13 protein-coding genes and 1 pseudogene are annotated in these 13,273 nt (G+C 43.5%); 10 read left to right on the top strand and 4 right to left on the bottom strand.

Features of this window, described 5'->3' with window-relative positions; all coding sequences use genetic code 11:
* The first annotated feature begins 349 nt into the window (after positions 1-349).
* From nadA to nadC, 10 genes and pseudogenes are all read left to right on the top strand, one after another.
* Entirely contained in the window at positions 350-1,324 is a 975-nt protein-coding gene (gene nadA / locus F6K46_RS16935) for a quinolinate synthase NadA (protein ID WP_293066733.1), read from the top strand.
* 146 nt (positions 1,325-1,470) lie between these two features.
* Positions 1,471-3,195 carry an L-aspartate oxidase gene (gene nadB / locus F6K46_RS16930; protein ID WP_293066729.1) on the top strand — a complete coding sequence of 575 codons (1,725 nt, stop codon included), beginning with the start codon at positions 1,471-1,473 and terminating at the stop codon, positions 3,193-3,195.
* A gap of 145 nt (positions 3,196-3,340) precedes the next feature.
* A complete protein-coding gene (locus F6K46_RS16925) occupies positions 3,341-3,910 on the top strand; it encodes a Uma2 family endonuclease (protein ID WP_293066727.1) in 570 nt (189 codons plus the stop codon).
* Positions 3,911-4,147: 237 nt separating this feature from the next.
* A complete protein-coding gene (locus tag F6K46_RS16920; protein WP_293039615.1) occupies positions 4,148-4,564 on the top strand; it encodes a XisH family protein in 417 nt (138 codons plus the stop codon).
* Positions 4,552-4,887 (top strand): XisI protein, encoded by a 336-nt coding sequence (locus F6K46_RS16915; RefSeq protein ID WP_293039616.1) that lies wholly within the window; start codon positions 4,552-4,554, stop codon positions 4,885-4,887. Before F6K46_RS16920 ends, F6K46_RS16915 begins: the two co-directional genes overlap by 13 nt.
* A 21-nt stretch (positions 4,888-4,908) precedes the next feature.
* Positions 4,909-5,106, top strand: a pseudogene (locus F6K46_RS16910) (element excision factor XisH family protein); the annotation flags it as partial.
* Positions 5,094-5,429 (top strand): XisI protein, encoded by a 336-nt coding sequence (locus F6K46_RS16905; RefSeq protein ID WP_075903795.1) that lies wholly within the window; start codon positions 5,094-5,096, stop codon positions 5,427-5,429. The pseudogene F6K46_RS16910 and the gene F6K46_RS16905, both read left to right, overlap by 13 nt.
* Positions 5,430-5,485: 56 nt before the next feature.
* Positions 5,486-6,229 carry an isochorismatase family protein gene (locus tag F6K46_RS16900; protein WP_293066724.1) on the top strand — a complete coding sequence of 248 codons (744 nt, stop codon included), beginning with the start codon at positions 5,486-5,488 and terminating at the stop codon, positions 6,227-6,229.
* Between the two features lie 113 nt (positions 6,230-6,342).
* Positions 6,343-7,146 carry a DUF4058 family protein gene (locus F6K46_RS16895; protein ID WP_293039618.1) on the top strand — a complete coding sequence of 268 codons (804 nt, stop codon included), beginning with the start codon at positions 6,343-6,345 and terminating at the stop codon, positions 7,144-7,146.
* Positions 7,147-7,225: 79 nt separating this feature from the next.
* Positions 7,226-8,095, top strand: coding sequence for a carboxylating nicotinate-nucleotide diphosphorylase (nadC, locus tag F6K46_RS16890; protein ID WP_293066721.1), 870 nt, complete (start codon positions 7,226-7,228; stop codon positions 8,093-8,095).
* A 146-nt stretch (positions 8,096-8,241) separates the two neighbouring features.
* On the opposite strand, the gene F6K46_RS16885 is transcribed toward nadC, so the two are convergent.
* From F6K46_RS16885 to F6K46_RS16870, 4 genes are all read right to left on the bottom strand, one after another.
* Positions 8,242-8,409, bottom strand: coding sequence for a hypothetical protein (locus tag F6K46_RS16885; protein ID WP_293117176.1), 168 nt, complete (start codon positions 8,407-8,409; stop codon positions 8,242-8,244).
* Positions 8,410-8,429: 20 nt separating this feature from the next.
* Positions 8,430-9,758 (bottom strand): ABC transporter substrate-binding protein, encoded by a 1,329-nt coding sequence (locus F6K46_RS16880; protein WP_366510848.1) that lies wholly within the window; start codon positions 9,756-9,758, stop codon positions 8,430-8,432.
* A 500-nt stretch (positions 9,759-10,258) separates the two neighbouring features.
* Positions 10,259-11,695 carry an ABC transporter substrate-binding protein gene (locus F6K46_RS16875; protein WP_293117173.1) on the bottom strand — a complete coding sequence of 479 codons (1,437 nt, stop codon included), beginning with the start codon at positions 11,693-11,695 and terminating at the stop codon, positions 10,259-10,261.
* Between the two features lie 59 nt (positions 11,696-11,754).
* Positions 11,755-13,179 carry a serine/threonine-protein kinase gene (locus F6K46_RS16870; RefSeq protein ID WP_293039624.1) on the bottom strand — a complete coding sequence of 475 codons (1,425 nt, stop codon included), beginning with the start codon at positions 13,177-13,179 and terminating at the stop codon, positions 11,755-11,757.
* Positions 13,180-13,273 lie beyond the last annotated feature (94 nt).

Here is a 13,273-nt window from a genome sequence, read left to right as displayed (position 1 = left end):
GGTAGAATACAGGTAACATTGTCAATAGGTAGGTCTTGTTGAACAAAAGAGACCTATCTTTTTTTTAGCACAAAATGGTGAAAGCTTTACATTTAAAGCTTTTCAGGCTATTTCGTCACCCCTTCAGGTTCTGGGTACAAAATTACAACTAGACCGGGAGTGATGCAGATCTTGTGATGAATCGGGTAGCGATAAAAGGTCTCTAAGTGGTAAGATACGCAGAAAGATAGCAGAAATTAAGGTAATTTTACTAGTACACCACCCAGTGGGCTACCGAAGATTTAATAATTCTTAAAGAAAGAAAATATTCAAAAACCTGTAAACTAGTCAGAAATAGGGAAATAATACGATGTTTACAAATGTCCTCCCAAAAACAACCCTAGACTTGGAGTATCCGCCCAAAGACCTTTTTGAAGCGATTGAAGACCTCAAACAAGAATTAAACGCAGTTATTCTTGCTCACTATTACCAAGAGCCAGATATTCAAGATATTGCTGACTACATCGGCGATTCTCTCGGTCTTTCTCAACAAGCGGCGGCTACAGATGCAGATGTCATCGTCTTTGCTGGGGTTCACTTTATGGCAGAAACTGCCAAAATCCTTAACCCCAATAAATTGGTACTACTCCCCGATTTAAACGCAGGTTGCTCCCTAGCTGACAGTTGCCCTCCCCAAGAATTTGCCGCCTTCAAAGCAGCCCATCCTGACCATTTGGTGGTATCTTACATTAATTGCTCCGCTGCCATTAAAGCGATGAGCGATATCATTTGCACCAGTTCTAACTCAGTTAAAATCGTCAACCAAATTCCGAAAGACCAGCCGATTATTTTTGCCCCAGATAAGAACTTAGGTCGCTATGTCATGGAGCAAACCGGACGGGAGTTAGTCCTGTGGGAGGGCAGTTGTATTGTCCATGAAACCTTTTCTGAGAAAAAGATCGTTGAACTCAAAATACAGCATCCTGAAGCGGAGTTTATTGCCCATCCAGAATGCGAACCCCCTCTATTGCGTCATGCCAGTTACATTGGTTCCACAACAGGTTTATTAAAGTATATCCAGCAAAGTTCAACGGAAGAATTTATCGTGGCTACTGAGCCAGGAATTATTCACCAAATGCAAAAGAGGGCACCCCAGAAAAATTTCATCCCTGCTCCAGGTATGGATAGCAATTGTGCCTGTAACGAATGCCCTCACATGCGGCTCAATACTTTGGAGAAGCTGTATCTAGCCATGAAGCAGAAAACACCAGAAATTACTATGCCCGAGGACATCCGAGTAGCCGCCTTGCGACCAATTCAACGGATGTTGGAGTTATCAGTGTAGTGCTGTACTGCCCCTGAGCAGCTTGACACAATTACTTGACAAAAATATCCTTTATAAGTTATATTGGAGCGTTTATAAGCAATTTGTGTTGTTAAAACTAAGAACTGCTTAGGAATTAATCACAGATTAGTGAAATATGACCTATCGTGCAAGAGTTTAAATCATCCCCTGACGAGTCTTCCCGATCTGCTAACACTCCCTCCCAATTTGACATCATAGTGGTGGGCAGTGGTGCGGCTGGGCTATATGCAGCCCTTTGTCTACCTGCTCATTTGCAGGTAGGTTTGATTACCAAAGACACCCTGAAAACAGGCTCTAGCAACTGGGCTCAGGGAGGAATTGCTGCTGCTATTGACCCATCTGATTCCCCAGAGCTTCACCTAGAGGATACCCTGCGAGCGGGTGTTGGTCTTTGCGATCGCGAGGCGGTAACGTTTCTGGTAGAAAATGCCTCTGCTGCCATTGACTCTCTAGTGAAGATGGGAGTAGCCTTTGACCGCAAAGGCAAAAAGCTAGCCATGACCCTAGAAGCAGCTCACTCTCGTCCCCGCGTCCTCCATTCCGCAGACACCACGGGGAGAGCAATTGTGGATACGCTCACTGCCAAAGTTTTGGAGCGTCCCAATATTAAGGTGCTATCTCACGCAGTGGCTTTGAGTTTATGGCTCAATCCAGGAACTGGTCATTGTCAGGGGATTAGCCTCCTTTATCAAGGTCAGATCTCTTGGCTAAAAGCCTCTGCGGTAATCCTAGCCACAGGTGGTGGCGGTCAAGTTTTTGCCCAGACCACTAACCCAGCCGTAAGTACAGGAGATGGAGTAGCACTGGCTTGGCGGGCTGGGGCAATTGTCAGAGATTTGGAGTTTTTCCAATTTCATCCCACGGCTTTAACCAAACCAGGGGCACCTCGCTTTTTGATTACAGAAGCTGTCCGGGGAGAGGGGGCACATTTAGTAGATGAGAAAGGCGATCGCTTTGCTTTTAATTACCACCCAGCCGGGGAATTGGCCCCTAGAGATGTGGTAAGTCGGGCAATTTTTAGTCACTTAGAGAAAACCTCCGGCGATCCTAGCGATGCCCATGTTTATTTAGACTTGCAACCCATTGACCCTGAGCGAATTCGCTATCGTTTCCCCAATATTATTAACGTATGTCAACATTGGGGCATTGATATCTTAAAGCAGCCCATTCCCGTTGCACCTGCTGCCCATTACTGGATGGGAGGAGTGGCTTGCGATCTGACCAGTTGCACCTCAATTCCGGGGCTATATGCCATTGGGGAAACAGCTAGTACAGGGGTTCATGGTGCCAATCGCTTAGCGAGTAATTCCTTATTGGAATGCTTGGTTTTTGCGGCCCAATTAGCTGAGATTGAAACAGCTCCTAATCCAGTTCTGGCGGAATCCCTACCCTTGAGAAAAGAAAAAGGTGACTGGGCAAGGGAAATCGATAAGATAGCCTCAGTAAGGCAAAGTTTGCCCTACCTGATGTGGCAAAGTGCAGGAATTTGTCGCTCCCAGGAAATGTTAGAGTCAGCCCTTGCTCAAGTTAATTCCTGGCGCTCTGAATTGGCTGGTTTTCAGGTGAGTCAATACTTGCTGGATTTACAGCCCAACCAAACAGTTAAATTTGAATCACCATTAGCCGAGCAGCAATTGCGAACGGCTGCAGAAACCTTCAATCTTCTGGATATTGCCCATTTAATTCTCAAAAGTGCAGCATTGCGCACAGAAAGTCGGGGCGGACATTACCGCAGGGATTATCCCCAAACCTCACCCAGTTGGCAAGTTCACACCTTAGTACAGGGGGAGCGTTGGTGGAAATCTCCACAACTTTCTCTAAGGTTAGAACCCAATCAGATAGCGGTATGAATAGCACTTATTCAAAAGCAGTGATAACAGTGCAAACCTATCCCTCTATTCACCCTTAACCCTATACTATTGGCGAGCGCCCTACAGGTTTGATGTGCAGCTCGCTTTCATTTTTTATTGGTAATCTAATTATTGGTAATTTAAGGTGAATACTATTAACATTCCCCCCACCTTCAAAGTTACAGAAGAACAATTCCAAATACTCGCTACTGCTAACCGAGAAAAGCGCCTCGAACGTACTGCTAATGGAGAATTAATTGTTAGGCTCCCTACAGGAGGCAATACCGGAAAACGCAACGCACAATTATCTGCACAATTTGTGATTTGGAACAATCAAACCAAACTCGGAGTTGTTTTTGACTCTTCTTGTGCTTTTCGTCTTCCTAATGGTGCCGATCGCTCTCCTGATGTCAGTTGGGTAAAAATAGAACGCTGGAATCAACTCACACCAGAACAACAAGACACTTTCCCACCCCTTTGTCCTGATTTTGTGCTTGAGTTACGCTCCCGTACGGATACTATGGAAAGCTTAAGACAAAAAATGCAGGAATATTTAGACAATGGCATAAGCTTAGGCTGGTTAATCGATCCCAAAAATAGAATCGTAGAAATTTATAAACCCCAACAACAGGTGAAGGTGTTAAGCTCTCCTAAGACGCTATCTGCAGAAGAGGTATTACCTGGCTTTAGTTTAAATTTTGAAACAGTTTGGTAGTTAGGATGTAAGCATATGCGCTACGCGCAGGCTACGCCAACAGCCGTGAGCTAAAAGCTCACGCGTGCGCGTTCAGCTGTCAGCCGTCAGCTTAAAATAAACTTCATTTGGGAGAATTTAAGAGTTCGAGATTTTACAGAATTGAAAGTCTGGGGATTTGCCCTTGGCCACAGGGCTTTGGCAGCTCAAGTAGCGATCGCACTGTAATATGAAGGTGGATGAGGTGTTTAAGGAGATATGCCAGCTAAAGACATTTACCACGAGTGTGTCAAAAATGCTCTCATTAAAGATGGTTGGACAATTACCGACGATCCCCTCAGTTTAAAATGGGGTAAGAAGGATATGTATGTTGACTTGGGAGCAGAGCAACTCTTAGCAGCCGAGAGAGCCGAACGCAAAATCGCTGTTGAAATTAAAAGTTTTCTGGGTCTATCGGAAATGAACGATCTTGAGAAAGCAATTGGTCAGTATATTGTATATCATGACGTTCTCGCCGAAGTTGAACCGGACCGAGAGCTTTATTTAGCCGTATCCCAAGAGGTTGCCAGTGGATTGTTTGAAGAACCTATTGGTGAGCTGTTGATAAAAAACAATCGAGTTCGTCTTTTGGTTTTTGATTCTGAAGCGGAGGATATTATTAAATGGACTCTTTAGAGCGGGACCGGGAGATTATTCAAAAAATAATCTCTGACTACGCACAAATTCCTTATTCTTATGGAGAAATTGAACGAAATAGCGTGTTTGATTCTAATCGCGATCGCTACCTATTAATGATAGTTGGTTGGGAGGGAGTGCGTCAAGTTCACGGCTGTATCATTCATGTGGAAATTATCGATGGCAAAATCTGGATTCATCGCGATGGGACAGAGGATGGCATCGCTGGGGAACTCCTAGAAGCAGGTATTCCCAAAGAGCGTATTGTTCTAGGCTTTAAATCACCAGGAGTGAGGAAGCACACAGGGTTTGCAGTTGCCTAAAGTCACCCTGAATTCCATACGGTTTTGGGACAATTCCTTAACTATCGCTTTGCCCTCAAAGCAGAAGATCCAGAGAGATTATTGTATTTAGCTATTCCTCTTGAAATTCATGAAACCTTCTTTGCCCGTCGTTTCGTTCAAATGATTACCCAAGAGTATCAACTAAAATTGATTGTATTCGAGCCAACTAAGGAGGAAATTGTTCAATGGCAAAACTAGAGCAATATCGGCAATTCGTCAAAGAGATTCTAACCGAATACAGCAGCCACAAACCCGCTTATGGTGAGGTAGAAGTGGAATTAATCTTTGATACCGAAAGAGACCGCTACCAGCTTGTCCATGCCGGATGGAGTAATCGTCGCCGTATTTATGGTTCCACAATTCACATTGACCTTAAAGATAATAAGATTTGGATTCAAAATGATGGTACAGAAGTTGGGATTGCCAACGTCTTAGTTGAACGCGGTGTCCCTCACCAAGATATTGTTCTGGCCTATCATGCCCCTTACCTTAGGAAATTTACTGAATTCGCGGTAGGGTAAGAAATCATAACTTAGCTTTTTAAATTGTCGATACCAAGAATAACCAGGAGGTTTTGATGGTAACTTCTTTAACTACTCCCGATGCCACCTTAGCAGCAATTGAAGCCGCCTTACCCATTGACCCTCAGCCCTATACTATTGGCGATCGCCCCACGGGTTTGATCGTTGTGGATGTGGTCAATGGCTTTTGCACTGTTGGTTTTGCTCCTTTGGCTCCAACAGAACCAAATCAGCAAATAGCCACCATGGTATCAGAAAGCGATCGCCTAGCAAAAGCTTTCACCGCCAAAGGTTGGCCAGTCTTAGCTTTTCTAGATACCCACGAACCAGGCAAACCAGAACCTCCCTATCCTCCTCATTGTGAAAAAGGGTCTGGGGAAGAAAAGCTCGTTCCTGAACTGGAATGGCTAGAAACTCATCCCCACGCTACTTTAATTCAAAAAGACTGCATCAATGGTTTTATCGGTTCCATTGATGTAGATACTGGCAACAATAGTTTAATTAGCTGGATAAACCAGCACAAACTGGAAGCCTTAGTAGTCGTAGGAATCTGTACCGATATTTGCGTCATGGACTTCGTGGTTACTATGCTATCAGCACGCAATCATGATATGGTACCAACATTAAAAGACATTACCGTTTATACCGAAGGCTGTTCCACCTTCGACCTCTCAGCAGAGATGGCAGCCCAGCAGGGTTTGCCAAAAACAGCCATTCATCCCCAGAAAATTGCTCATCACGTTGGTTTATACACTATGGCAGAGCGTGGAGCGTTCATTGCTTCTACAATTTTGATGTGACCAATCCCAAGTTCAAAACTAAGTAAAACTAACCTTTTTTTACAGCATTAATGTCTTTTGATCTTATTCCTTTTAGCTTCTCTGTTACCCCGTAAGTTTAAGTATAAATAACCATGCCCTCACCATTCCCTGGAATGAATCCCTATTTAGAAAATTCAGCCTATTGGTCAAGCGTACATCATTGGCTAATTACGGAAATTGCTCGCTTATTAAACCAACAGTTATCCCCTAAATATGTAGTTGCGGTAGAAGTGCGAATCTACGAAACTAGTGGAGAAAAGTCCACGCTTATTGGTATTCCTGATAATGTCATTGCTAAAAGCTCTGAAAATACGATCAGATATCCCGAGTCTAATGTAGCTGTTGCAGTTCCTTCTACCGAACCTTTAACGATAGAACTTGCTCTGACAGAAACTATTAAGCAAGGATATCTAGAAGTTAGGAGAGTTGGTACCGGAAAAGTTGTTACGGCTATTGAAATTATTTCTCCTATCAATAAAAATGTAGGAGAATGTCGGAACAAATATGAAAACAAACGTCAGCTTATTTTAAATAGTAAAACAAATTTAGTAGAAATAGATTTACTACGTCAAGGTAATTCACTGATTAATTTAAATCATAATATCGAGCGTGACTATCACATTTTAGTTAGTCCTAGTCATCAACGGCCTCAAGCCTATCTATATGCTTTTAACCTTCAAGATGTGATTCCTGTTTTTCCTTTACCTCTATGTCCAGAAGATCCAGAAATGCTTCTAGATTTACAAATGATTTTACATCAAGTTTATGACCAAGGGCGCTATGATTTAATGATTGACTACAAACAAAAAAATATTCCTACTTTATCAAAAGCTGATACAATTTGGGTAGAAAATATTTTAAAAAACAAGGATGAAGTTAAAAAAACATTAAATTAAATGATTTATTGGATAACTTGAGATAATAACTCGTTAAACTAAAAACTAAAAAAAATAACCAGGTTTTTTGGTAAGACTTATGGCGATATTACCTCCCCCAATAGTGTTAGACCCTCTACTGCATCAATGGCTCTTAGAAGATATTGGTAGAGGCGATCGCACCACCCAAGGTTTGTTCACTCAAGAAGCTAGTTCTGGAAACGGACAATGGATCGCTAAGGAAGCAGGTGTAATCACGGGATTGCCAATAGCAGCGCGGGTGTTCTATTTATTAAATGAAAAGGTCAGCTTTATCCCCCTAGTAGCAGAGGGAGAAAGTTGTCAGCCAAGCCAAGCCATCGCTCGTTTTCACGGACCATTTGATGCTTTGTTGATGGGAGAGAGGGTAGCTTTAAATCTAACTATGAGTCTGAGTGGCATTGCTACCCTAACCCGTCAGTATGCCGAAAAAATTGCTGATTTGCCTGCCCAGTTGGTGGATACTCGCAAAACAACTCCAGGCTTAAGACTATTGCAAAAATATGCAACTCAAGTGGGAGGAGCCATTAACCATCGCATGGGGTTGGATGATGCGGTGATGATTAAGGATAATCATATTCAAGCGGCTGGGGGAATTGGGGAAGCGATCGCTCGAATTCGTAATACTATTCCCTATCCTATGACCATAGAAGTAGAGACAACAACTCTCGCGGAAGTAGAAGAGGCGATCACCCACAATGCTGATATTATCATGTTGGATAATATGCCAGTTGAGCAGATGGAGGTAGCAGTTAAGCTAATTCGTGTAAGCAACAACAACATTAAAATTGAGGCATCGGGTAATGTTACCTTAAAGACGATTCGTGCAGTGGCAGAAACAGGAGTAGATTACATCTCCAGCAGTGCTCCCATTACTCGCTCTAGTTGGTTGGATTTGAGCATGAGATTGGGGAGTTGGGATAAACAATAAATTGAAACGGGCAAGATGCCCGTTCCACCAAGATGCCCGTTCCACACAAGATGCCCGTTCCACACAGGGGATTTGGGAACAGGGAACGGGAAATAACCAATTTAAATGCACATCAGCTTACCAATTTTAAAAAATATTCCTACATATTAATACTCTCCCCATCTCCCCATCCCCCATCTCCCCATCTCCCCATTCCCCTCCTGGGAGGGGTTAGGGGTGGGTCCCCATCTCCCCATCTCCCCATTCCCCTCCTGGGAGGGGTTAGGGGTGGGTCCCCATCTCCCCATCTCCCCATCATCATCCCTAGCAGGCATAAATAAAATTGGTATCAGGCTTAAGGAATTGGCACAAATTCATACTCCAAGCTAGAACTATTACTTGGTTCAATTGTTACCAAATTGACCGGTTGATAACGATCGCCTGATGGAAAAAAACGAATCGGAGCAGCAGCACCTCTAGCAAAAAAGTTCGGTGCTGAAAGTTCTTGTTGAACTCCGGTGCGACTAGGATTACGTCTAATCGCCGCACTTAGGGCTTGCACAGCATCATAAGCCATAGCTGTGCGCCAGTTAACATCAATACCCCAAAGCTGATAAGCGGTTTTGGGAAATTCAGAACCAGGCTTGGCTAGGGGATGCCAGGGTAATGCTACTACCATCCCTTCAGCATCTTTACCTGCTACTGTCAATGTCTTAGTACTGTAAACTTGATTTCCCGCCAAAATAACTAATTGTTGACCCAAGCTATTGCGGTGTTTGCTATTGAGCTGAACCACATTTAGTACCTGATCAAGGCTGCTAGAATCAGCACCTAACATCAGAACTTGAGCACCACGATTAATCGCTTGTTTAAAGCTTTTAGCAGCACTAAAATTTTTCTCAGACACGTCAAACTCACTAACTACTCGTCCTCCTTCCAAGAAGACAGCGGTTACAAACTCTGACTTAAGAGACTGACTAGACTCACTTTGATAATTGTAGAAAACAGCAACATTATGCTGCTTGAGGTCTTGCACCATGTGTTTAGCTAATGCTCTAGCTGCCAGGAGATCATTCGGTACACTACGAAAAACAAAGTCGCTAATTCCTGATAGGTTTACTGAAGTGCTAATGGGAGAAATTGTTACTAATTTACCGGATTCATAGCTATCTGCTGTAGCTTGGGTCACCTTGCTGTTGAAATTACCAACAACTGCCAAAATCTCTGGCTTACTCACCAACTTTAATGCTAATTTTTTGGCCACCTCTGGATTATTATCATCATTAGCGATCAGTACTTTGAGAGGAATACCTTTAATTCCACCAGCTTGATTGATTTCCTGTTGGGCTTGAGCCACACCCCGAAGTATATCTTTGGCAGTATTTACGTTATCACTAATGGACACAACAGCAGCAATGGTGTAAGAGGGTTTGTCCCCAATACGAGCGTTATTAACGTAGATGAGAGCTTCTGGATCATCACGGTGGAGGTCTAAGGATTCCGTGAATTTAACAACTGCCTGGTCGTAGTTACCAGCAGTAACCGCTTCTACTCCTAGCTGTTTTTCCAGTGTTGTTGAATCAGAAAATAAAATATGGTCTCCTTCACTAAGGTAATTTGGTATGCTTGTTTTATCTGAAGACGTATTGTTCGATACCAGGATAGATAAGGGAGATGTGGTCACTTTAAACCACCACAGACACCCTGATACCAAAGCTAAGGAGATCATCAATGATAGCCCAAGAAGCTTAGTTTCGTTGTTCTGATACATACGCTAGTGATAATTTTTATACAGGCTAACCCAGTTGATTATCCGGAATAATGCTTAATACTAATTTGTTTTGTAATCTTTCAAGGTAATTGATGAGTGGAATGGTTGACGGTTAACGGTTGACGGTTGAGGGTCAACGAAAAACCATCAACGGTGGTTCACATAGTGACCCTGTAGAATACAACTGAATACAACTGAATACAACTGAATACAATTAAATACAACTAGTTAACAAAAGCCCTTGTTGGATACTCCTGATTAGGGAAATAACTTAGCTAAATAACTTAGCTAAATAACTGAGCTAAATAACTTATGGTACAAGATTTGACCACTGATCAGGTGACAAAATGGCAAAAATATTGATCAGTTATTCCAAAATTGGGCAACGCTCTTATTTCTATATTGCCCGGTTTCTACTTGCTAGGAATCGGCACAAAGTCATAACCAAAGCTGGAACGATTACCTGCTTCAATCTTGACAAGCTGGACAGCCTGGTTGCGATCGCCTGATGGTAAAAACCGAATTTTGCTGGATACTCCTTGGGGCTGAAAACCTGATCCGGATAGGGCTTTTTGTACACCGGAACGGCTTTGCTGCTGTTTGAGGGCTGCGATTAAAGCTTGAGTAGCATCGTAAGTTAAGGCAGTGCGCCAGTTCACATCTGCACCCCATAATTTCGTGGCGGCTTGGGGAAAGGGGGAATTTGGAGCGCCCAAAATATGCCAGGGGACTGCCAACACCATACTAGCCGCATCCCTACCACCGATTTGCAAGGTCTTGGGTTTGTAAAGACTATCCCCTGCTAGCATCGGTAGACGTCCATCATTGACCTGCACTACTAGTAACCCTTGGTTAAGGGTGGCGGAATTGGGAGCTAATATCAACACTTCTGCACCTTTCTCGATCGCCTGTTTGACATCAACACCAGCATTAAAGTTAGGTTTGGCAAAGTCAAACTCTCCCACTACCTCGCCACCATCAGCAAACAGGGCAGTGGTAAATGCATCGGCAAGAGATTGGCTGTAGTTGCTCTGGGAATTAAAAAAGACAGCTGCTTTGCGTACATTTAATTGATTGAGCATGTAGCGAGACAGGGCGCTACCAAAAAAGCGATCGCTAGGGATAGTCCTAAAGACATAATTACCCAGTCTTGAAATAGTTACTGAGGTACTAGTCGGAGAAATCACCACCAACTGATTCTCTTGATAAACCTCTGCGGCTGCCAGGGTGACCTCACTGCTAAAATGACCAATAACCCCCAAAACATCTGGATTATCCACAAAAGCTTTAGCTATTTTTTTAGCAACCTTGGTATCATTGTCATCATTAGCAATGAGCACCTTTAAGGGTACATTATTAATACCACCCGTAGCATTGATTTCCTGTTGGGCTTGGGCAACACCCCGTAACATTTCTTTGGCTGCATTTACCTCTACACCAATAGGTATTGAGATCGCAATTGTATAAGACTTAGATGTACCGATCCGAGCATTATTGAGGTAAATCAAAGCTTCTGGATCATTTTTCTTAGCTTTAAGGGATGCCTCCAGTAAGGAAGCCGCTTTACCATAATTCCCAGAAGCAAATGCTTTGACTGCTGCCTGTTTGGCTGGTGTTACCTCTGTTGATATTAAGGTTCTATCTCCGGCACTAAGGTGCTCTGCGATGATTATCTCAGGCTTAATGTTTGTAGTTTTTGGAGTTACCTTAGCCCTAGGTTCATCTTCCTCCGTTTCCTCCGGAAATGGCAGTGTGATTATCTGACTTTTCTGAAGCCACCATAAGCCTCCCAACACCATAGCTACCGTAATCACCATCGATAGCAAAAGAACACTCGTTTCGTTTTTCATCGGACATAAGTTCCGTTGTCAGTTACCCTGCATCATTCCATTAATCAGCAACGCCCCTGCTATAGTATTCGAGATAACAGTTGATATACCAGCCGGAAAAGTGCCGTCAGAGCGATCGCTGCTGCTGCTGCTAGAACTGATATTATGATAACTAACTGGATTGACTGCTGGACTCGCAACACCGGGAAAAGTATCAACAGTCCCAAGCTGATGCCTCCTATAATCACTAGGTCAATTTTTTCAATAAACCTGCGATATTGAGCATAAATTAGCCCTCCCAAACTCATTCCCCATAAAAGCATACCCAGTGGGTTGGAGGAGACTATCTTAGCAAAAGCAGTTGCAGCAATGAATAATAAAGCTCCCTCAAATCCAGTAAAAGCAGCTGCTCCTAGTACCTCAAGTAGAGAGAATTTTGCTCTAAGGGGTTTGGATAGGGGTGAGTGGGTTTGTGGTTGCCTGGTGTGGGGCCGGGAGGGTGGGGATACTGGTAGAACTGATCCGTGACGGGGTTGAGGGGTTGTCTGAGCAATGTTTAAACTATTTATGGCATCAAGAACCTCCTGAGCAGACTGAAAGCGTTGATTGGGCATTGGCATAAGTAGTCGATTGAAAATACTCTCAAGTTCATTGCTGATTTGGATATAACTTCTCCAGTTCCATTCATGGGTAACAGGTTCGTAGAGTTCATTAGGTTCTCTGCCAGTCATCAAAACCATCACAGTCACTGCCAGAGCATACAAATCCGTTGAAGGGTAAATTTGAGAACCGGTCATTTGCTCCGGTGGTGCAAATCCGATGGAATAAATACCAGTAGACCTCGCCGCTGTTGTTCCTGGGTTTACCTGTTGCTTAACTGCACCAAAGTCTAATAGATAGAGAAGCCCATTGCGATCGCGCATAATATTGGAAGGCTTGATATCGCGATGAATGGAGCCATTGTCATGGACAAATTGGAGGACTTTGAGAATTTCTGTTAACACTTCTATGGCTTTGGCTTCAGAGAATGCTCCTAAGCTGTTGAGTTCTTCCTCCAAGTTTTGTCCATCAATATATTCCTGTACCAGATAGAAAAACTGGTCTTGTTTACCCGGTTTCCGACTCGGCACCGTCAACGGAAAGTAGGCATACAAATCGGGGATTTGGGGGTGACGCCTGCCCAATTTCTCTAAAACCGTTGCCTCCCGCTCAAACAATCTGTGGGCAGTTTGTAGTTCCCTCTGGCTAATTCTCCCAGACGGTTGGAACTGCTTAACGACACATTGACGCAAGGTAGGGGTATAGCGATCGCGTGCTAGAAATGCCGCTCCAAATCCTCCTTTGCGCAGCAGCTGGGAGGGAATGTAGCGACTTGCTACAATCAGGGGCATACCGCAGCTATTACAGTACCTTTGCTCCGTGGTGGTTAGAGTGGTTCTGTTATCTAGATCATCAAAGTAATTATGGGGATTTGGGCAGCCAGGACGGGTGCAAAAAATTTCCATGTTTTACAGGATCACTACGAAATACAAGGCGCTACCAGCTGACAAGCTCTAGCAAGTCACTGCTTGTTGTGTTTATTTTAGTCGTTAGATATTA

It is taken from the genome of Moorena sp. SIO3E8 (assembly GCF_010692445.1).
In the GTDB taxonomy this organism is placed as follows: Bacteria; Cyanobacteriota; Cyanobacteriia; order Cyanobacteriales; family Coleofasciculaceae; genus Moorena; species Moorena bouillonii.
This window is presented reverse-complemented; position numbering and strand designations above follow the sequence as displayed.